Here is a 22449-nt window from a genome sequence, read left to right on the forward strand (position 1 = left end):
ATTTATATTATTTTCAGTATTTTCATAAATAATGATAAATAAGCGAAACTTGGTGTTTTCTTAATCTAATATTTTTTGTCAGCGTAAAGAAGGCTTATTTAATCATGGGTATGCAAATTAAATGGTTGATTCCAGTAGCTTTAACTTGCTTGAGCATCGGATCGAATACACAAAGGGCTGCCGCAAATACCACATTTCCATTTAATGTTGTTTATGACACAGAAGTAAATATTACACCGATTCCTAATTCAGATGTTGTTAAAGCCGTTGTAACAGGTACAAACAGTAATGCTCCTTACGGTTTAACTAACTTTATTAGCGAAAACTATAGTCGGATTAACCCTGAGACTGGTGTAGGTACCTTCAGCGCAAATCCGGAAGATTTAGATTTAGATCCGACATTTTTTCCTTTCCTTACAGAAGAATACTTTGGTAGTGGTGATGATAAACTGTCTGGATTTAGTCAAGTTACAGCTTTATTTGATTTTCAAACCTTTACGGTATCGGGTGAAGGTACTATAAATATTACTGGAGGCGCGGGTAGATTTGCTGGTGCTAGGGGGACGTTAAACTTTACAGAAAACGGCGATTTCGATCCAAATCCAACTGCTCCGATTCTAGGTGAAGCTGTTATAAGGGGTTCTTTCCAAGTTCCCCATCAAATACCAGAACCATCACACACTGTTGGGCTTGCTGCGGGAGTTGTAGGGGCTGGTTTGTTTCTGCGTCGTAAGAAAAGCAAAAATACTTTGAAGCGATAATATTTAAAACTTTTTACATCTTGCACCGATAAAGGTTGATGTAATTTCATCACTCGGTATCAAACCAAGATTCTATATCTAACTTCCTAATTGTTAGTTTTTAGATTCTCTTTGTTAATACGGTTAGGTGCAAGATATAAAAGCAAACTTACTGTTTTAAATATGGTTTTAACTAAAATATTTAGGATAAATGTAGGGTGTAATTAACTTAAATATAAATAGAAATATAAATAAAAAATGTAACTTTAAGTACTTTTAAAATGGTTTTAGCAAGTAATTTATTTATAAATAAAAAGTTAAAACTATTGATGATTAGATGAACTATAAATTAGTTTATTTAACGATTATTTGAAGTATTTATCGATAAATTTTATCAAAGTTTAGTATTTTTATAATCTTAACTCAAAATTAATATATTATGAGTTTATATTAATTATAATAGTTTTATTGAAACTTATAGATAAGCGAAATTCGTTCTGCTGTTAATCTAATATTACTTATTAATTATGCATTCAAAAATGAAATGTTTAATGACCGTAGCTTTGACCTGTGCGGCTTTTGGTTCAAATATACAAAGTGCGAAAGCACAAACAAGCGTAAATAACCAATTCGAGATTACATACGATACGTTATTTACATTAAGACCAATTGAAGAGCAACCGGGATTTTTTACCGCTCAAATTTCAGGTATTTCTCAAGGAAGTAATGCCGCTTTCGGTTTGACTCAATTTGAAAGTAATGCTTTCGGAAAATTAGTATCTCAAGAAACTATTACTGACGAGAATGGAAACGTAGTACCAGTAAATCAAAAATTTCAATTCAACGCAAATCCCAACGTTATAGGTTTACAAAATCCACCGCAATCTGTTATCAATCGGCGTACTGAACTAGGAGTAGCTAACCCAGAAGTAAATTCCGATATATATTTTGGTGACACTGCTAATAAGTTATTTGGACAAGCCGATGACAGGGCTGAAATTAACTTCTTCCCTCCAGGTAATCCAAACTTTCCAGGTACGGTAAGCGGTGGAGGTGTGATAACCATTACTGGAGGAACGGGTGTATTTGAAAACGCTAGCGGTGAGATAACTTTCGAGCAGAGCGATCGCCTTCCCGAAGATCGAAATGCTCCCGCACCAGGTATTGCAACATTGAAGTTTAACGTGCAAACACCAAAAGCAGTTCCAGAGCCAACAAGTGCCTTTGGATTATCTGCGGGAGTGTTGGGTGCTGGTTTTATGGTGCGTCGAAATCGTCGTAAAGCAGGTTTGAAGCGGTAAGTAAAAAAAGGGAACGGGGAACAGAAGAAGAAATCTAAAAGAAATAATTACTTCCTTCCTGGTGAAAGATTACCTATAACGTAGGTTGGGTTGAACGAAGTGAAACCCAACACTTGTATTACCCATTCCCTATTCCCTGTTCCCTATTTTTCATATGTATCATTTCTCAGATCGCAATTTCCGTAACCAGAGTAAGGTAAGGAACAGCAGTATAGTTGTAGCTGTCCTATTTTAAGGGAATAGTGTTGGGGGTGAAACTGTGTTTTTTAGTGTTGTGATTCCGACTTACAACCGCAAGCCGATTTTGGAAAAGTGTCTCAAAGCTTTAGAGGCACAAAGTTTGAGTCAAAATACTGTGGTGACAGATTACGAAATTGTTCTGGTAGATGATGGCTCTACCGATGGAACTTTAGAATGGTTGTCAACACACAACTCAGATTTTCCTCACGTGCGAACCTTCGAGCAAGCACATATGGGGCCTGCTGCCGCACGGAATTCGGGGGTAGAAAAAGCGAAAGGCGATATTATTATTTTTATTGACAGCGATTTAGTTGTTACAGAAGTTTTTCTTCAAGCTCATGCAGATGCGCTGACTCAGGGGCAGAAGAAGTTAGGGAATGATAGATTTTTTACCTATGGTGCGGTAATTAACACCGCGAACTTTGAAAATCCAACTTCGGAACCGTATAAATTAACCGATTATTCCGCTGCTTTTTTTGCGACAGGAAATGTTGCTATACCCAAACACTGGTTGGAGAAAGCCGGACTTTTTGATACTGGTTTTCAACTTTATGGTTGGGAAGATTTAGAATTAGGTGTAAGGCTCAAAAATTTGGGTTTAGAGTTAATTAAATGTCCTGAAGCTGTGGGTTATCATTGGCATCCAGCTTTTAATTTAGAGCAAATCCCTAATTTAATTGATAAAGAAATTCAGCGGGGACGAATGGGAGTTTTGTTTTATCAAAAGCATCCGACTTGGAATGTGCGAATGATGATTCAAATGACTTGGTTACACCGTTTGCTTTGGGGTGTTCTTTCGCTGAATGGTACGTTAAACGAGCGGACAATGGCTCCTTTGTTACGACGATTAATTAAATCTGGGAAACCGCAGTTAGCTTTAGAAGTCGCGAGAATTTTCTTGAATTGGTATAACGTTCAAGGTGTTTACGCTGCTTATATGGAAGCGAAAAAAGAACAGAAGTTTAGTTAGGTTTGTAGTAAGGAATGCGCGTCCTGGGATGGAAGGGCTTAAGCCCTTACTACGAACCTTTAGTTATTTTTTATCGGAATTTCAATTAAAAATTCGGTACCTTGTCCATCTTTAGTTCGATATTTGAGATTGCCATTATGCTTTTTAACTATAATTTGATAGCTTATTGATAGTCCTAAACCTTTTCCTTTTCCTACTGGTTTAGTTGTAAAGAAAGGGTCGAATATTTTGGAATGAATATTTTCTGGAATTCCTATCCCATTATCAGCAATCATTATTAAAAGATGATTTTCGGGGGAAATATCAGTACGAATACGAATTGTCGGTAATTTAAGAATATTACTTTCTAAATGTATAGTCTCTGTTTTCTGATAAAACTTTTCTTCAATAGCATCAACTGCATTCGATAATAGATATAGAAAAACTTGGTTTAGTTGTGCTGCATAGCATTCTACTTGTGGTAGCTTGCCATACTCTTTAATAATTTTTATTTTGGGACGTTCTAATGTTGCTTTGAGTCGATGTTGCAAAATTAATAACGTACTATCTATACCTTCGTGAATATCAACAGGTTTTTTCTGAGACTCATCTAATCGAGAAAAATTACGTAAAGATAAAACAATATTTTGAATGCGTTCTGTTCCTGTATTCATTGAAGATAAGATATTAGACAAATCTTCAGCTAAAAAATCAGTATCTACGTCTTCAGCTTTATCTTTGATGTCGGAATGAGGATTGGGATAGTGCTGTTGGTAAAGAGATAGCAAATCAAGTAAGTCACGAACATAAGTATTTACATAACTGAGATTTGCAGAAATAAATGTTACCGGATTATTTATTTCGTGAGCGATTCCAGCAACCATTTCACCCAAACTCGACATTTTTTCACTGTGAATAAGTTGAACTTGAGTTTGTTTTAATTTATCTAAAGTTTGATTTAACTGCTTATTTGTATTGCGTAAATTTTGCTCTACTTGCTCGCGTTGAGTTATATTTTGCTTTAATTTAATTAGATTAATTCTTAACTCTAATTGACTAATTACTTGACGACTTAGAGCTTGTAAAGCCTGTATTTGTTCGGGGCTGAGTTCTCGCGGTTTGTTATCGATAGTACATAATGTACCGAGAGGAAATCCATCGGGGGTTATTAAAGGTGCGCCAGCGTAAAATCTAATGTTAGGATCGGATTTTACCATCGGGTTATCCGCAAATCGCTCGTCTTCTAGAGCGTTAGGTACTATTAACATCTTTTCCGGCTCAAGTATCGTATGAGCGCAAAAAGCAAGTTCTCTAGGTGTTTCTGTAACTTCCAAACCAAGTTTTGATTTAAACCATTGCCGACTTGTATCTATCAAACTAATTAAAGAAATCGGAGTATCGCAAATGTGTGCAGCTATTGCGGTTAAGTCGTCGAATTGCTGTTCTGCTTCGGTATCCAAGACTTGATATTTGATCAGTGCTTGGAGTCTATCTTCTTCGTTGTCAGGTAAAGGTGGTAGATTCATGGATGTGTAATCCCAATAGAATAATATCTAAATTCAATTTAATTTAATTAGGACTTACGCAACCGCAACGATAAATTAGGTATTCCCAACGTTAAGATCCCCCCAACCCCCCTTTTGAAGGGGGGCTTTGCGTAAGTCCTATTAATAAATAAAGTGACAATTTAAAGTTTAAGCTTAGTTTTGTTTGTTCTCAATTAAAAACAGCACAAACCGATTAATTCGGTTTTCCGCCTCAAACACGGCATTTTTATGTGGTAAATTAGAAAAGTTTTCTAATCTCGCACATCTAGGAATTCGGGTGTTTCCTTATATTGGGAAATGCAACTAGATGGAGGTTTAACCCGAATAGGAGAAAAAATATGCCTGTTGTTTCGTTGGCTCAAATGATGGAGTCGGGAGTTCACTTCGGACATCAAACCCGGAGATGGAACCCCAAAATGTCTCCTTACATTTACACTTCCCGTAATGGAGTACATATCATTGACTTGGTGCAAACAGCCCAGTTGATGGATGATGCATATACTTATATGCGAACTCAAGCAGAACAAGGTAAGAAATTTCTGTTTGTAGGTACCAAAAGACAAGCTGCGGGAATTATCGCTCAGGAAGCAAGCCGCAGCGGTGCCCACTATATTAACCAGCGCTGGTTGGGTGGAATGCTCACCAACTGGACGACTATTAAGACACGGGTAGATCGTTTAAAAGACTTGGAGCGTCGTGAAGAAAGCGGTGCGCTAGATTTACTTCCCAAGAAAGAAGCTTCAATGCTGCGTCGCGAGCTATCCAAGCTGCAAAAGTACCTCGGTGGGATTAAAACCATGCGTAAAATCCCCGATGTGGTAATTATTGTAGATCAGCGCCGGGAATATAACGCGGTTCAAGAATGTGAAAAGCTCGGATTGCCTATTGTATCTATGTTAGATACCAATTGCGACCCCGATGTTGTAGATATTCCCATTCCCGCAAACGATGACGCTATCCGCTCTATTAAGTTGATAGTCGGTAAATTAGCTGACGCTATTTACGAAGGTTATCACGGCCAAGTAAGTAGCGATGACGACGAATACGATTACGAAGGCGCTGACGACGAATACGATTACGAAGACAGCGAATCGGGCGAATCTTCTGAAGATTCCGAAGAGGAAGAAGACGAATCCAGTGAAGAATAAAGGATAAAGTTTAACTAATTTTATCAATTCAGGGATAATGTGACAGGAGGCACGGCTATATATTTGAGTTTTTGTAATTCTCTTCAAATATCGTAATATGAGGGCTGCCTCCTGCTTCTTTACTCAAACTTCCCAATAATTTAAGCCGAACGATAAAAATATTTCTGAGTATCTCACAGCCCGCGTAATATAGAAATACTCAATATCCCATCTTCGATTAAAACTATCAGTTAAGTATAGATTGAGGCAACATGGCGGAAATATCTGCAAAATTAGTTTCAGAGTTACGAAAAAAAACCGGCGCTGGCATGATGGATTGCAAAAAAGCGCTCAAAGAAACCGAAGGTGACATTGAAAAAGGCATCGAATGGTTACGCCAAAAAGGCATTGCTGGTGCAACCAAAAAGAGCGATCGCATTGCTGCCGAAGGTTTAATTGATACCTACATTGACCCAAGTAATCAGGTAGGTGTATTAATAGAAGTCAACTGCCAAACTGACTTTGTTGCTCGTAATGATGCTTTCAAAGCTTTAGTGCAAAACTTAGCCAAGCAAGCCGCAACTGTTGATAGTGTTGAAACTTTATTAAGCCAACCCTATACCGAAAACAAAGACAAAACAGTTGAGCAATCTATTACCGAGGCGATCGCCCATTTGGGTGAAAACATCAGAGTACGTCGCTTTGAAACCTATTCCGCCTCAGAAAATAAAGGTGTTGTAGATAGCTACATTCACACTGGCGGTAGAGTAGGCGTGTTAGTTGAACTAAAATGCGCGTCATCTAAAGGTGCTGGTAACGAGGAAGTTCAAACATTAGCGCGAAACGTTGCCATGCAGGTTGCTGCTTGTCCAAACGTTGAGTATGTAGATGTAAGCGAAATTCCTGCTGAAATCTCAGCCAAAGAAAAAGAAATAGAAATGGGACGCGATGACTTAGCGAAAAAACCTGACAATATTAAAGAAAAAATTGTTCTAGGAAGAATCGATAAGCGTCTCAAAGAAATGACTTTGTTAGATCAGCCTTACATTCGGGATCAAAGCACCTCGATTGAAGAATTGGTAAAACAAACGGGTTCAAAAGTCGGTGAAGAAATTTCCATTAGCCGCTTTACTCGTTATATTCTCGGCGAAGGCATTGAGAAAAAAGAAGAAGACTTTGCTTCAGAAGTTGCCGCACAAATGGGTAACAAGTAGTTCAATTAAGAACAGTTTTGTTATTATACAGGTCAAACTTTTGAAGATTGACCTGTTTTTATTAGTTATTAGTTGTTAGTTGTTACCTACTTTCTACTCGGCAATTTTTGTTCAATATTCAATCTACTTATATACATTAGATTAAATTAATTTCACATAATTAAACGCTTAAATAATTATCAAAATAGAAGACAAAATTGCGTACCTTTGTACCACAACTAAGATAAAATGGAAAATAATCAAATATGGCAAGACCAATCGAGCGAATAGAGCAGGATATTGTCGAGCTAGAAAAAGCTATCGGATTTATCGCCGAACAACTTCAAAATGCTTATAGCAGTTACTTAGAAGTTTTGGGACAAGCATTAGGTCAGCAATTGATTTTAGCTAGTTACCATCTGTGTACTCAAGGATACCCAGATAGTTTTCTCAAGTTGTCTTTAAATCAACGACAGAAATTGCAGAAAGCTATGCGTAAATTGGCAAAATCCGCAACCCAAGATATGCAAGCTCTAATGGACGATGAAGAAGAAGCAGAAGAAACTGAAAATGAATTGGAAGAAGATTTAGAAGAAGAGGAGATAGAAGAAGATTTAGAAGAGGAAAAAATAGACTTTGAAGATGACGATTTAGAAGAAATTGCTCAAGAATTAGAAATTGAAGATGAAGATTTAGAAGAAATTGTCGAAAACTTAGGAATGGAAGACGAAGAAGAACCAAATATTTTTTCTGAAAATGCTTCTCCTAGTTCACTTCCCCTAGATGCCAAAATAGCTTTTTTATCTGCCAAAAAAGGTCAGGCTCCCATATTCTTGTCAGAACCCGATTTCGATAAAGATTGGAAAAACTGGTTTAACCCCAATACTTCTAATCCGATGGAATTAGCCGCTTGGCAAAAAAACTTAGAAAGAGCTATTGGCTATATAATTAAAAGTTTATCTCGTGATGGCAATCGTTTGTTGCAAAAAGCTGGTATATTACCAACAAAAAAACTGCCACCACAAGTTTTGGAAGCTGCTGTTGCTTCCGCCGAAGCATCTTCAGATGTGATGCCTGGGCCTCCTAATCTCCTAAGTTTAGTAGTTGGAATTCAAGGTGAAGAACAACAGGAACCGGAAAACTTAACGCAAGTTATGGCTTTAAAGCTACGGTTAGTAGAAATAGAATTTGCTGATATTAAACTTTCCTCCGAGCGCAAGCAGATTCGCAATATTTTGAATCAGTTAAACAAGTTAGGAAGAGAGTACCAAAAGAAACAACGAGAACATTCCATCGCTGCTGCTGAAGCGGCTTGGCGTGCGAGTTGGTATGAAGACTGAAACAGTTATCAGTGAACAGTTAGCAGTTAGGAGCGATGGGATTTTAGATTTCGGATTTTGGATTAAAAGAGTTAGGAGTTATGAGTTAAGAGTTGGGAGTTGGGAGTTATGAGTTAAGAGTTGATTAATTATTTGTGCCTAATAACTAACTACTAACTACTAACCACTAACAACTAACAATTAACAACTAACAACTAACAACTAATCACAAATGACTAATGACGAAAAACCAGATTGGATAAGATTGCAAAAAGCTCTGTCGGTGGAAACGGAACGGGGTTTTATTAATTTGAAGGGTAGGCAATATCTCTTCAATGAGTTTCTTACTTTAACTTTTGGTAAATTTCCTGTTGGTTTACCTAGTGAAGAACGTCGTCGCTGGCTGGATTTCTCGGTTAAGTTTGCAAATTATCCGAATCTGGAAACTGAGGATAGACAGCATTTGGTGGCGGAAGCTCGCCGCTATCTTTATAGTTTGCAGCAAATCGAGCGGGGAGATAGTGAAACTAATTCTAATTCACAGTCAAAAGTTAAAATCCAAATTCCTAAAACTAAAGTAGTTGCTGAGATAAGTCGCCGACTTGCACCGGAATTAAACCAAAAACTGATCGATTTGCCGGAAATTGGCTTTAAAAAGGCAGCTAATTTACAGCGTCTTGGTTTATCTACGGTGCGCGATTTACTATATTACTTTCCCCGCGACCATATTGACTACGCGAACCAAGTATGTATTGCGGAGTTACAAGCAGGTGAAACGGTAACTTTAGTGGCAACCGTGAAGCGTTGTAATTGCTTTTCTAGCCCTAAAAATAAAAAATTAACGATTTTAGAAATTCAGTTAAAAGATAACTCCGGTATTTTAAAGATCGGTCGTTTTTACGCGGGTAATCGTTATAGCAGTCGCGGCTGGCAAGAAAGCATGAAGCGTCGCTACGTTGCTGGTAGTACTGTGGCTGCTTGCGGTTTGGTAAAAGAAAGTAAGTACGGGTTAACTCTTGATAATCCAGAGTTAGAAGTTTTAGCGAATCCAGAAGATGAAATTGAATCGCTGACTGTAGGTAGAGTTGTGCCGGTGTATTCTTTGACAGAGGGACTTGTGGCGAGTACGGTGCGACAAGCGGTAATTTCTGCTTTACCTGCAACCGCGCATTTGAAGGAACCTTTACCACCGGGTTTGCGGAAGAAATATCAGTTAATGGAATTGAAAGACGCGATTAATAATATTCATTTTCCTGCCGATAGCGATAGTTTGCGAGCAGCACGTCGTCGTTTGGTGTTTGATGAATTTTTCTACCTGCAACTCGGTTTACTGCAACGCCAGCAAAAAGCGCGTGAAGTTCAAACTAGTGCGATTCTTGCGCCTAAAGGTGAGTTGTTGCAGCAGTTTCATCAATTATTACCGTTTAAATTGACGGGGGCACAGGAACGAGTTATTCAAGATATTCTCAACGATTTACAAAAACCCGCAGCCATGAATCGTTTGGTGCAGGGAGATGTAGGTTCGGGTAAAACGGTTGTGGCAGTAGTAGCGATTATTGCCGCGATTCAATCGGGGTATCAAGCAGCTTTGATGGCTCCCACGGAAGTTTTAGCAGAACAGCATTATCGTAAGCTAGTTAGCTGGTTTAGCTTGCTGCATTTACCAGTGGATTTACTTACAGGTTCTACCAAAATTGCAAAAAGAAGACAAATTCACGCGCAGTTAGAAACCGGAGAATTACCGCTTTTAGTCGGTACCCATGCTTTAATTCAAGACCCCGTTAACTTTCACAGATTGGGTTTAGTCGTAATCGACGAACAGCATCGCTTCGGGGTGCAGCAACGAGCAAAATTGCAGCAAAAAGGCGAACAGCCTCACGTCTTAACAATGACCGCAACTCCGATTCCCAGAACCTTAGCGCTAACCATTCACGGCGATTTGGATGTAAGCCAAATTGATGAATTACCGCCGGGAAGACAGAAAATTAAAACTACAGCTTTAAAAGCAGGCGATCGCCCCCAAGCCTACGATTTGATCCGGCGAGAAATTGCCCAGGGAAGGCAGGTTTATGTAGTGTTGCCTTTGGTGGAAGAATCGGAAAAATTGGATGTGCGCTCTGCCGTGGAGGAGCATAAAAAGTTACAGGAAGCAGTGTTTCCAGAATTTCGGGTAGGGTTGCTGCACGGACGCATGAGTTCCGCCGACAAAGATGAAGCAATTACCAAGTTTCGCGATCGGGAAACGCAAATTTTAGTTTCAACTACCGTGGTAGAAGTTGGCGTGGATGTTCCGAATGCAACGGTGATGCTAATTGAAAACGCGGAAAGATTTGGATTGTCACAACTGCATCAATTGCGGGGGCGTGTCGGTAGAGGAGCAGCGCAATCCTTTTGTTTGTTAGTCAGCAGCTCTCGCAGTGCCGACGCTCAACAAAGATTAAAAGTATTAGAACAGTCCCAAGACGGGTTTTTTATATCAGAAATGGATATGCGTTTTAGAGGTCCCGGACAAGTTTTAGGAACTCGACAATCGGGTATTCCAGACTTTACTTTAGCAAGCTTAGTAGAAGACGAAGAAATATTAGTTTTAGCCCGTCAAGCAGCAGAAAAAGTAATAGAAATAGACGCGAGTTTAGAGCGGTGGAAATTGATGCAAGAAGAGTTGATATACCGTTACGAACGGTTAATGGGTGGAACGATTTTGACGTAATATAGCTAAGTTGATTGATCAAGACTAAGTAGCGTAAATACTGTAATGTCAATTCCATTTACAGATAGAGAAATGGAGAAAGCTTGGCGAGAAAATAAATCTGTTTTCGACAGTTCCAATGAAAAACAACGAAAGAATCCTCATAGATTGCTTTTATTTTATGCTGTTGAATGTGGTTTGAAAGCAACTTTAATGAGAAGAGCAGGAAAAAGACGTACTGATTTATGCCAAGAAATACATGAATGTCAGCACGATTTAAACAAATTATTAGATTACTTAGGCGCAAGAAAAGATTTAAGGCTGCCATCACAACTTAGCATGAAGAAAATTAAAGTCAGAAATGGCTATGATGAAAGGAAATTTACTCCTGGCGATCTAAACCAAATGTGGCGTTACGGTGGATGTTGTGCAGCAGACGATATTACAGATGAGAATCTAGAGAAGAAGTTATTAGAGATTGCAAGCTGGATTGACGAAGAACTTAGCAGACCGTAATATTTTGATATATTTATGAAATTATGAAACTTTTTACATGGCTTGATGTTAGAAGAACTATTTCTCGCGAAACTATTTATGGAAGTAAGCTTCCAGAAGGAGTAGTAAGGATTCGCTGTTTTTCAGATGCTGTAGAAATAGGACTTCGACGCGAAGAACATAAGCAAAATGCGAAAAATGTTTTAAAGCAATGGTTCAAAGATTGGTATGAAGAAGACAAATCTATAATTTATTTTACTCTTGGTGATGCTACATTACCAGTTGAATTTATTCCAGGAGAAGAACCATCAACTATAGATATTTCTGTACGTCCCTTTTGGGAAGAAATTTCTTATGTAGAGGCTGAATCAGAAGATAAAACTCCGTCTCAAATAGTTAAGTTACCAGAACCATTTACTGAAAAACCTTATTTAATAGCCTTTTATTCTTTTAAAGGTGGTGTTGGTAGAACGCTAAATTTGGCAGCTCATATTTTTGCGTTACTAGAGAGAGCTAAAGAAATAGATGAATCGATAAAAATATTAATTATTGATGCTGATTTAGAAGCCCCTGGTTTAACCTATTGGAATCGCTCGGAAAAGCAACAACCAACAGTTTGTTTTATTGATTTTTTAGAAGCATATCATTACTCACCTATTAACCAAGAAGAAACTCTTTCATTATTGGCGAAAGAAATAAAAAAGTCATCTAAAGAAGAAGGAAAATCAACTCTGTATTTTTTACCTGCTTGTCTTGATGATGAACAGCTACTTGATACACCAATTCTTCCGGAACATTTAGTTAAAAGTCCAGATGGAACTTGGGAATGTGGTAACGCGATTCATCGCTTAGGAAAAGCTGTTGGTGTAGATTATGTATTAATAGATTTGCGGGCTGGTTTGAGTGAAATATCTAGTCCTATAATTTTTGATCCAAGAATTCAGCGGTTTTTAGTAACTACAATTAACGATCAATCTGTAAAAGGTACAAGTCTTGTACTCGAACAAATTGGTCGAGTTGCACCTCCAGAACCAATTGATGATGAAAGATATTACGATGCATCATTGTTGATAAGTATGCTAACCCCAGAACTAAAATCATTACCAGCTTTTGAAGAGGCTTTAGTAGAATTTCAGTCGGCTTATGTTCAGCCACAAGAAGATAATCTGTATTCTACAAGATTGGATATTAAAGAAAGTTATTTTGCTCAAGAATTACTTTATGTAAATAGTTGGGAAGAAGCACGTTCAAAATTAAACTCAACTTCAGTAATGAACGTTGCTAAAGATTGGGCAGAAAGGGAATTATTCACGAATACAAATGAGGAAAAAATACCAAAACAGGAGAAAGAAACAGATACTATACTTGAGGAAGTTCGCAAACTTAAAGATGTGTGTCAGCGTTACGAATACGCTGAAGGAGGGCAAGGAGAAGATTTATTAGTTACGGAACCTTTGCAAAATTTAGCAACTAATTTTAAAGATCAATTGCCTCATGTAGTATCAATTGGAGCCAAAGGAGCGGGCAAAACTTTTAATTATATTCAACTATCGCGCTTTAAATATTGGGAGAATTTTTTAGCACGTATTAACAATACAAAAGCTGAATCACATCAGGAAACATATATATTTCCCCTACTTCAGTCCGGTAAACTTCAAGATAGTGCTAGAAATATTATCAATCAAGCTAGAGATAATCTTAAAAAGGATTTATATATACCGGATTTTAAACCTTCTGAGTATGTTGATAGAATCAAAAGAGCCATTTCAGAAGAAAATTGGAGCGAACCACAATGGACTGAATTTTGGGTTAGTCAAATAGCTGCATCAATCGATACTCCAAAAAAGATTTATCCTAGTATCAGCAACATAAATACTTGGTTGAAATCATTGAAATTACGTATTATATTTATTTTCGATGGTTTAGAAGATATTTTTCCTAACATTGCATCTAATGATAAAGAGAAGATTGCTTTAAAATCTTTAATTGATGATTTACCATCAAGACTTTCAGAAATTAGAGAATCTAATATTGGGGTAATAATTTTTTTACGGCGTGATTTTCTTCGTTATACTATCACTCAAAACCTGAAACAGTTTGAAAGCCTTTACCGTGCTTACGATTTATCATGGGATCAAGATTCTTTTCTCAGATTAGTATTTTGGATTTGCTCACAAGCAGAAGTTATTAATGCAAATGAAGAAAATATTCAAACTTTGGGTAGAGAAGAAATTAAAGAGAAGTTAGAGAAATTATGGGGAAAAAGACTTGGTTCTGATAAATCCAAGGAAGCTTATACTGCTTCTTGGGTATATGCAGCTTTGACAGATTTTAATGGTAGACTTCAGGCTAGAGATATTGTGAGATTGTTATATCACGCAGCTAATATTACTGTAGATAGATTCCAAGAAGTACAATTTGCAAAATGGTCTACAAGTCGCCTTTTACCTCCTCAAGCTATCCGCCGCGCTCTTCAACCATGTAGTAAAGCAAAAGTGGATGAAGCTAAAGAAGAATATGTTTTGTTTAAAAGATGGGTTGAAGAAACATTACAATTACATCCTCCCGCTCAGCGGCGAATTCCTTTTGACGTACAACAATTTAATATGGAGCCACAAACTGTAAGAACTTTAGAAGAAATGGGAGTGATTTACGAAGATAAAGAAAAAGAAGATTCGGCACGTTTTTATATGCCAGAAATATTTCGCGAAGGTTTAGACTTTTCAGCAAAAGGAGCGCGTCCTCGCGTGTTAGCTTTGAAGCGTAAAATATTAGGAAGAGGAATATTGTAAGAATTACGTACAAAAAACAATTGAACAAGAAGGCGATTTATTTCCAAAACCACCCCCTACACAAAATTATTTTTACTAAAATTCAACTAAACTCCATAGTCTCAACAAAATCCAAAATCATCTGCTTGAGTGCAACAGCTTCTTGCTTCATGAAACTAGTAGTCTTTCCATCCATAAATGTACGTTGACTGCTAACTATATAAAGAAAATCACCATTAATAAAAGCGATTAATCCCCGATAGGCATCTAATTTTTTTGCAGTACCGTTATTTCCGGTTTTGTAAATTCTTGAACCTCCAGGCATATACAGCAATACAAAATAAGAACCTTCAAAGATTTTTGCCATATATTCGCTGTATTCAACTTGCGCTTCCGGTAAGTTTGCGACTATTTCTTCAGGAACATACTTATTTACAAGAGTCGATTTCAAATATTCCTCTTGTCCAATAACTTCCATTTCTTCCATTTGTTTCGCAGGCAAAGAATAATAATCTATTCTTAAAAAAGTGCCTTGATCATCAGAAAAGCTAACTGTACCTTCTTGACTTTGAACTTTACCACCTTGATGGGGATCTACCGGAACCGGAACGGTAAAATTACCTAACGGTGAATCATATTCCTCGATATTAAAGGCTATATTAACTATAGTTTCATCTTCCTCTTCAAGTAATTCTTCTAATTCTGCTTCCTCGAAAGCGGAAATTACGTCTTCGATAATTTCTTCGGCATCTTCGTTATCAATTCCTAAAGCTTGCTGTAAACTTTTAATCAAAGGCATTTTTGTTCGCGGAATTTGCATTTCCTCTTCATCTATGATTACACTTACCCCAGCGGCAAAAGCATCTTCTAAAAAATCACCCCCAAGTTCTTCTTTGGCAGCATTAAACAGCGCCCCTCGTCCATTTTTTTCGGCTAGATTTAGAAGTTTCTCAAGCATTTCTAATAAATCTTCATCTGAATATTCTTCAAAAATCTCGAATCCCCAAAGTATATCGACTAAAAATTCAATATCTACATCTTCCAAGGAAGAATCGGCAGATTCAGTTATAATTGCGGTTGCTGCCACTGCTTCTTGGGAACTAAGCGACTGTTTTAGTATTTCTTGCGAATTAAATAGTTTATCGTATTTGTCCATAATTGTTACCTCCATGCATAATTGTTGAGTACAGAAAAAAGGTGGTAATCATAAATATTAAGTAGGTTAATCAAAAATCTATTATCGGGTCAAAATTATAGAGATATAGCCGCATTAAATTATGTGTAATTAAAATATTACTAGAATAGAGTAACTAATTCTAACAATTATCAAAATTACGACATAAAAGTTGAAATAATAAGTTTAGATACTTATACTGTAACTTTTAGTCCAATTTTAAATATTTTGTTAATTTTTCCTTTGATTTGATACATATCTATTGATATAGTTATACAATTTTAATTTTACTATTTAATTATTATCCCACCAGACGGTTCATGGCTAATCGTATACTGTAATTAGCCATGAATAATTTTTGCAAGGCAATTAACCTGCTTGTTCTAAATACTGGTTAATATCTTCTACAACACGAGTCAATTCGGCTTCCGTTGTCAAGCGGATACTAGCATCACGCACGGTAAGTAAAACCTTTGCAGCGAAAGGGCTAGGCCAGATATTCGGGTTGCAAAAAAATTCCAGAAATACTTCTCCCGTATAACGATATTCCATCGGGGGTTGAGGATTGGGTTTTCCTCCACCACTAGCAGTTTTAGCCGCAACCGCTTTGAGTTTCTGCATCAATTCATCTATAGCTGCTTTTAATTCCCTTGCTGATTCGGGTGAAAAGCCAAAAGATACGGAGCCTTCAACTAAATTAAGTGTCAAATGGTTTGCAGACATTAGTTATTTATCAAAACATATTGCTCTATTATTTTCCCTCTATATGGGTCATCGTAGTGCAGGAATATTTTCTTTATCAATTCTTCAGTAGCTGTTTTATTTAAAAATACGAAGTGTTGAAGCTAGTTAAAATCTGCGAGTTGAGAGGTATTTATTCTTTAATGTGTAGTACTTTGATAGAATTCATGGCTGTCTAATAGTTTACTGTATAAGAGAAGATACTAGTACAAGTCGGCGTAAATAAGGCAACCATTAAAAATAGCTGAAAAGCCTAGAAAATCAAACTTCTTACTTCTTACTTCTTACTTCTTACTTCCGCGAAGCGGTACTAGATATAAAAAGAACTCGATCGCTACAGATAATCGCGCAGAAGCAAGAAAGGTTTTAATCGTTACTCTACTGCTTAATTTATTCATGATGGGATAAAACGCACTCCTAAAATTTGCCTTGGCTGGTAGATGAAATGGCAGTTGCAGCGGAAACCATTTATGATATAGCGTTACAAGTCCCCGGTGTAATCAACTGCCATGATATCGCTTCTCGTGGTGTTATTGGTCGTCAAGTTTTTATCGAAATGCATTTAATTATTGATGCCTTCATATTTAGAAACCGCTCAGCTTATAAATCGAATCAGATTAGCTTCTAGATATCTATCAAATTCAACTAATCATATTTTACAAAATATTCCAGTTGTAGTAATCTGTTAACAATAAAATATCTTTACATTTATTAAAACTTAGCTGTAAAAAGCTGCTAGATTTAGATCAAAGCTGATTAAAAAATAAATCAATATTTTAAGGAAAATTTAAGGTTTGCTGATACTTTTATTCGTATCCTATTAGCTGTAAGAATAATTAGATTAGATGAAATCAAGGTGTTTATTATTACATTTATTGCTTTATTAGTAGAAGTGTAGTGCTGTTGATTTCAAGCTAATTAACAATTGCTCAATTCTGTAAATTTTTTTAATATACTTTGCTCGCAATGATGCAACAACTAACTGTTTTGATTGTTGATAATCATTCTGAAGATTGTCAGAGGTACGAAAGCTACCTGCGGCAAAACTCGGAGTGTCGCTACAGAATTTTATCAGAATCAACTGGGAATGCTGGATTAGATTTATACCAAACGTTGCAACCGGACATAATTTTATTAGAGTATGTTTTGCCAGATATGGATGGATTAGAATTTTTGGCAAAGCTAAAACAAAAACAAAAACAGCATCAAGAAACACCACCCGTAATTATAATAACTGGGTATGGTAATGAAAACATCGCTGTACGAGCAATAAAAAGCGGCTGTCAAGATTATTTAGTTAAGCAACACTTAACATCAGAACTTTTAAATTCGAGTGTAAATTCAGCTATATTAGATTCTGAGGAAGTAAAAAAACATTGGAGTTGTGGCGACGAAAGTTTCCGCACTTCCGTAGAAGACCGGTTTCCAGATGGTTCCGTGCGTGAAATTATAGGTACGGTAGTTGACATTACAAATTTCAAACAAACTCAAGAAGAATTACGCTTGAGCAACGAGCGATTTCAACTAGCATCTCGTGCCGTTGACTCTGTAATTTACGATTGGGATATTACCGTTAATAGCATTATTAGAACTGAAGGTATAACTTATATTTTGGGCTACTCTTTAGAGGAGATAGAACCAACTATTGAATGGTGGATGCGGTTGGTACATCCTGAAGATAAAAATAATTTATTCCAACCTTTACAAGCTATTCTTGCCAATGGAGAATACTATACTTTTGAGTATCGCGTGCGTCATAAAAACGGTGAATATCGCTACGTACTCGATCGAGGTTCGGTTGTGCGTAATCCTGAATCTCTTGCGGTGCGGGTTGTTGGCTCGATAACGGATATTAGTAAACGCAAACAAGCGGAAATCGCATTAGGTGAAAGTGAAGCGAAGTATAAGCGGATTATAGAATCTAATATTGTTGGTATTTATTTTGGTGACTTTACCGGCAGAATTCATGAAGCCAACGATTCTTTTCTGCAAACCTTTGGCTATTCTCGCGAGGAGTTAGAAAATGGTTGTTTGTATTGGAATCGGATGACACCAGCAGAATATTCCCAACTAGACGAACAAAAAATGCGAGAATTACAGGCTGGTGGAGCTTGTAAACCCTTTGAAAAAGAATATTTCCACAAAGACGGAACTCGCATTCCGATTTTATTAGCAATTGCCACTGTAGAAGCTAAAGGATCTGAAGGCTACAGCGTTTGCTTAGTTTTAGATATCAGCCAGCGCAAACAAGCTCAATTAGAATTACGTGAAAGCGAACAACGCTATCGGCTTTTATCCGAATCAATACCGCAAATAGTTTGGAGTTGCAACCCGCAAGGAGAATGCGAATATATAAGTCAGCGCTGGGTTGAATATACCGGGAAAGCAATCGAGGAAGCAATAAATTTTGGCTGGTTAACTGTTTTGCATCCAGAAGATGCTGAATCTGTCACACATATATGGCAGCGATCGCTAAGAAGGGGGGAACTTTACTCTTCAGAAATGCGCTATCGTCGCAGCGACGGGATATATCGCTGGTTTCTAGTACGAGCATTGCCGATCAAAAACGAGCAAGGAGAAATTATAAAATGGTTTGGCACCAGTACCGATATTCACGAGCGCAAACAGTTAGAAGCCATAACTAACGAGCTTTTAATGCGCGAACAAACTGCCCGTACAGAAGCAGAAACAGCCAATAAAGCTAAAGACGAATTTGTCGCAATGGTATCCCACGATTTGCGATCGCCCTTAAATTCGATTCTTGGTTGGGCAAAATTGCTACGAACTCGTAACTTTGATGAAAGCGCTACCACTCGCGCTTTGGAAACTATCGAACGTAACGCCAAATCCCAAGCAAAACTCCTTGAAGACTTATTAGATACGTCTCGAATCCTTCAAGGAACTATTCAGCTTGATATAGCTCGAATTAATATCGTTAAAGCAGTTGAAGCGGCTATTGAAACAGCACATCCTGTAGCAGATGTCAAATCAATTTACATAGAGTCCATTATTGATGATTCGCTTCCATTAATACAAGGTGACAGCAACCGCTTGCAGCAGGTTTTAGGAAATTTACTATCCAACGCCATTAAATTTACACCAAAAGAAGGGCGGGTTCGGGTGGAGTTGTCTGTGGGGAATATGGGGAGAGGGGGAGAGGGGGAGATGGGGAGACAAGGGGAAGAAGAAAGATTAATTTTTTCTACTTCTGCTGTTTTTAATTCTTCTAGATATGCTCGGATTACGATTAGCGATACGGGAATCGGTATTAGTCCAGATTTTTTACCGTATGTTTTTGAACGGTATCGTCAAGCAGAAGGAATTAGAAAAAAAGGTGGCTTAGGATTGGGTTTGGCAATTAGCCGTCATATCGTTGAACTCCACGAGGGAAGTATTGAAGTTTTTAGTGGTGGGGAAGGAAAGGGGAGTGTTTTTACGATTAAATTGCCAATGTGAGGGGGATGGGGAGATGGTAGTTGGTAGTTGGTTCGGAATGGAAGATTGAGCAGCAAAGATAAAAAGAAAATGTTGTTGGTAATTCACTTGTTACTTGCTACTCCTTTGGAGACGTAGCACTGCTACGTCTCTACACTCCTAAATCCTAACTCCTAACCCTTCCCAATCTAAAATCCCATTATTCCCATTCAATAGTTCCAGGTGGCTTGGATGTAATATCAAAGACTACTCTGTTTACGCCTTTGACTTCATTTACAATCCGATTTGAAATGACTTCGAGTATGTCGTATGGTACCCGCGCCCAGTCTGCTGTCATGCCGTCTTCGCTGGTAACTATACGCAAAACTACGGGATAAGCATAAGTTCTCTGGTCGCCCATTACACCTACACTGCGAACTGGTAGCAATACGGCAAAAGCCTGCCAGTATTCGCTGTACAGATTATTACGGTTGATTTCTTGACGGACAATTAAGTCTGCATCTCGTAAAATATTTAACCGTTCGGCTGTAACTTCTCCAATAATGCGAATTGCTAAGCCTGGGCCTGGGAAAGGTTGACGCTGGACAATTTCTTGGGGTAAACCAACGCAACGTCCGACTTTGCGAACTTCGTCTTTAAAAAGCTTCCGCAAAGGTTCTACCAATTTGAAACGTAAATCTTTGGGTAAACCACCAACGTTGTGATGACTTTTGATTTTTACAGCTACTCGTTCCCCAGTTTGCGGATCGACGTTAGTATCTGCTGATTCAATTACATCGGGATATAAAGTTCCTTGGGCTAGATAATCAAAGGGGCCAAGTTGCTTTGAAGTCTCTTCAAATGCTTTGATAAACTCGTGTCCGATAATACGCCGCTTTTCTTCGGGGTCAGTGACTCCACTTAAGGCTCCGATAAAGCGATCGCGAGCGTTTACATACTCGACAGGAATGTGAAACTGTTCTGAGAATAGTTTTACTAAACGTTCTGGCTCTAGCTTCCGCATGAAGCCTTGGTCAATAAAAACACAAGTTAGCTGATCTCCGATTGCTTTATGTAGCAAAAATGCCAGCGTCGAAGAATCAACTCCACCACTAAGCGCTAACAAGACTTTCTTGCTGCCAACTTTTGCGCGAATTTCCCGAATCGCTTCTTCTACAAAAGCATCGGTTGTCCAAGTCGGTTCGCTTTTACAGATTTGATAAACAAAATTGCGAATTAAAGATAATCCACCGATAGAATGTACTACCTCTGGATGAAACTGCACGCCGTAGAGTTTTTTCTCATGATCGGCGATCGCCGCGCAAGGGGTATTAGCCGTGTGAGCTAGTAATTCAAACCCAGAAGGCATTTTCAGTACCGAATCACCATGACTCATCCACATGGTGGTACCATTCTCGACATTGCAAAGTAAGTCAGTAAAGTCATCTATCTGTAAAGCTGCCTTACCATACTCGCCTCGTTCGGACTTTGTTACTTCTCCGCCGAGTTGCTGCACCATTAGCTGCATACCGTAACAGACTCCCAGAATAGGGATTCCTAAATGCCAAATTTCCGGATCGCAATGGGGAGCTTTCGGATCATAAACCGAACTCGGACCACCTGAAAGAATGATTCCCTTGGGGTTAAGCTGACGAAGCTGCTCGGCTGTGGTTCTATAGGAAAGAACTTCCGAGTAAACTTGAGTTTCGCGAATTCTACGAGCAATAAGTTCGGAATATTGAGAACCAAAGTCAAGAATCGCAATCATTTGACGGTTAAGTTTTCTTTTCGATTCTACTTTTTGAGCTTGAGAAGCATCTTTGGTTAGTAGAGTCACCGCTGTTTTCATAATGGGGGAGGAAAAGTGTGAGAGTAAGGATTTACTATAGCTTCCGATGCAGGCTTGGTACCACATTCGTGTAGCTGTATCCAGCAAGATTGTTTAATAACTTTCAGATCAAGCGCAATTTTTATATATGCACTTGCTGGGCTTTTAATATCCGTTAATGCTATTTAAGATTAAAAAGTTACCTTAAACTGGATGGAAAAAGATATATTTATTGATTTGAATTTCTTATGTTTATTTTTATTAACTTACCACAAGTTGGTCAATATGCGTAAATAGGGATCTAGTTTTTTTACAAAGATTTGAAATTTTCAAGCCGCCGAGATGCTTGCATTATCCAGTGAGAAATTGGCTTCCAAGCAAAATCAGTCAAAAAACAGTCAGAAATAAGATAAAGAACATCATATCGTCCATAAGACACTTCAGGTAATTATTCAACCCAGAGGAGGGGTATTATCTCTCCGGTAAATATAAATATAAGATATAACAGTAAATTTAATATTTGCTTAGAGAATTTTATTTTTTTACACCTTAGCTTCTGTGAGTAAGTGTTGCATAGCTGACCTAGAAAGCCCTTGCTCGATATATTGAGGAGATTCAGGATTAAATGGACTTTTCAAACGGTCGATACTAATAATAATTGCTTTTTGCGGTATAACCGGAACGTCCGGATCGAAAGCAGTCGGACGCATCAAAGAACTAGAAAATCCTCTAAAAATAGCAACTTCATCTCGTTCGCCATCAACTTCCACCGTCACTAACAAAACTTCTTGAGGACGTTTGACAGTATATTGCTCCAGTCGTTTATTGATTGAATTTATCATTAGAAATTGGGAATTGGGGATTGGGCATTGGGGATTGGGAGTTAGGAGTTAGGAGTTAGGAGTTGGGAGTTAGGAGTTG

General features: G+C 37.8%; 15 protein-coding genes and 1 pseudogene. 11 read left to right on the forward strand and 5 right to left on the reverse strand.

The features are described from left to right. The first annotated feature begins 104 nt into the window (after positions 1 to 104). The 3 genes from ACM03V_RS25850 to ACM03V_RS25860 all read left to right on the forward strand — a co-directional run bounded on the left by ACM03V_RS25850 (position 105) and on the right by ACM03V_RS25860 (position 3251). Positions 105 to 761 (forward strand): PEP-CTERM sorting domain-containing protein, encoded by a 657-nt coding sequence (locus tag ACM03V_RS25850; protein WP_414623669.1) that lies wholly within the window; start codon positions 105 to 107, stop codon positions 759 to 761. 530 nt (positions 762 to 1291) lie between these two features. Beyond that, complete coding sequence (locus ACM03V_RS25855) at positions 1292 to 2041, forward strand: PEP-CTERM sorting domain-containing protein (RefSeq protein ID WP_414623670.1); 750 nt, start codon at positions 1292 to 1294, stop codon at positions 2039 to 2041. A gap of 259 nt (positions 2042 to 2300) precedes the next feature. Continuing rightward, positions 2301 to 3251, forward strand: coding sequence for a glycosyltransferase family 2 protein (locus tag ACM03V_RS25860; protein WP_414623671.1), 951 nt, complete (start codon positions 2301 to 2303; stop codon positions 3249 to 3251). Positions 3252 to 3310: 59 nt separating this feature from the next. Here ACM03V_RS25860 and ACM03V_RS25865 read toward each other — a convergent pair whose 3' ends face one another. Beyond that, on the reverse strand, positions 3311 to 4756 hold the full coding sequence (locus ACM03V_RS25865; protein ID WP_414623672.1) for an ATP-binding protein: 1446 nt from the start codon (positions 4754 to 4756) through the stop codon (positions 3311 to 3313). A 359-nt stretch (positions 4757 to 5115) separates the two neighbouring features. Here ACM03V_RS25865 and rpsB point away from each other — a divergent pair, with 359 nt between their 5' ends. The 6 genes from rpsB to ACM03V_RS25895 all read left to right on the forward strand — a co-directional run bounded on the left by rpsB (position 5116) and on the right by ACM03V_RS25895 (position 14392). Further along, positions 5116 to 5925, forward strand: coding sequence for a 30S ribosomal protein S2 (gene rpsB, locus ACM03V_RS25870; RefSeq protein ID WP_414623673.1), 810 nt, complete (start codon positions 5116 to 5118; stop codon positions 5923 to 5925). Positions 5926 to 6176: 251 nt separating this feature from the next. Further along, the gene (gene tsf / locus ACM03V_RS25875) at positions 6177 to 7118 is read left to right on the forward strand and encodes a translation elongation factor Ts (protein WP_414623674.1); all 942 of its coding nucleotides are present in this window, start codon (positions 6177 to 6179) and stop codon (positions 7116 to 7118) included. Between the two features lie 245 nt (positions 7119 to 7363). Then, a complete protein-coding gene (locus ACM03V_RS25880) occupies positions 7364 to 8437 on the forward strand; it encodes a hypothetical protein (protein WP_414623675.1) in 1074 nt (357 codons plus the stop codon). 211 nt (positions 8438 to 8648) lie between these two features. Beyond that, entirely contained in the window at positions 8649 to 11126 is a 2478-nt protein-coding gene (gene recG, locus ACM03V_RS25885; protein ID WP_414623676.1) for an ATP-dependent DNA helicase RecG, read from the forward strand. A gap of 45 nt (positions 11127 to 11171) precedes the next feature. Then, the gene (locus ACM03V_RS25890; protein WP_414623677.1) at positions 11172 to 11621 is read left to right on the forward strand and encodes a hypothetical protein; all 450 of its coding nucleotides are present in this window, start codon (positions 11172 to 11174) and stop codon (positions 11619 to 11621) included. 23 nt (positions 11622 to 11644) lie between these two features. Beyond that, the gene (locus ACM03V_RS25895; RefSeq protein WP_414623678.1) at positions 11645 to 14392 is read left to right on the forward strand and encodes a KGGVGR-motif variant AAA ATPase; all 2748 of its coding nucleotides are present in this window, start codon (positions 11645 to 11647) and stop codon (positions 14390 to 14392) included. An 82-nt stretch (positions 14393 to 14474) separates the two neighbouring features. Here the strand turns inward: ACM03V_RS25895 and ACM03V_RS25900 are convergent, their stop codons facing one another. Together ACM03V_RS25900 and ACM03V_RS25905 are read right to left on the reverse strand one after the other, a co-directional pair. Then, positions 14475 to 15527: a tellurite resistance TerB family protein gene (locus tag ACM03V_RS25900; protein ID WP_414623679.1), complete on the reverse strand. Its 1053-nt coding sequence runs from the start codon at positions 15525 to 15527 to the stop codon at positions 14475 to 14477. Positions 15528 to 15914: 387 nt separating this feature from the next. Further along, the gene (locus ACM03V_RS25905; RefSeq protein WP_414623680.1) at positions 15915 to 16268 is read right to left on the reverse strand and encodes a hypothetical protein; all 354 of its coding nucleotides are present in this window, start codon (positions 16266 to 16268) and stop codon (positions 15915 to 15917) included. 439 nt (positions 16269 to 16707) lie between these two features. Here ACM03V_RS25905 and ACM03V_RS25910 point away from each other — a divergent pair. Beyond that, a pseudogene (locus tag ACM03V_RS25910) lies at positions 16708 to 16914 on the forward strand (cation transporter dimerization domain-containing protein); the annotation flags it as partial. Between the two features lie 338 nt (positions 16915 to 17252). Continuing rightward, on the forward strand, positions 17253 to 19742 hold the full coding sequence (locus ACM03V_RS25915) for a PAS domain S-box protein (RefSeq protein ID WP_414623681.1): 2490 nt from the start codon (positions 17253 to 17255) through the stop codon (positions 19740 to 19742). A gap of 178 nt (positions 19743 to 19920) precedes the next feature. Here the strand turns inward: ACM03V_RS25915 and guaA are convergent, their stop codons facing one another. After that, entirely contained in the window at positions 19921 to 21549 is a 1629-nt protein-coding gene (gene guaA / locus ACM03V_RS25920; RefSeq protein ID WP_414623682.1) for a glutamine-hydrolyzing GMP synthase, read from the reverse strand. A gap of 521 nt (positions 21550 to 22070) precedes the next feature. Next, positions 22071 to 22370 carry a hypothetical protein gene (locus tag ACM03V_RS25925; protein ID WP_414623683.1) on the reverse strand — a complete coding sequence of 100 codons (300 nt, stop codon included), beginning with the start codon at positions 22368 to 22370 and terminating at the stop codon, positions 22071 to 22073. Positions 22371 to 22449: the final 79 nt, after the last annotated feature.

It is taken from the genome of Calothrix sp. CCY 0018, assembly GCF_963920925.1.
Taxonomy (GTDB): Bacteria; Cyanobacteriota; Cyanobacteriia; order Cyanobacteriales; family Nostocaceae; genus Rivularia.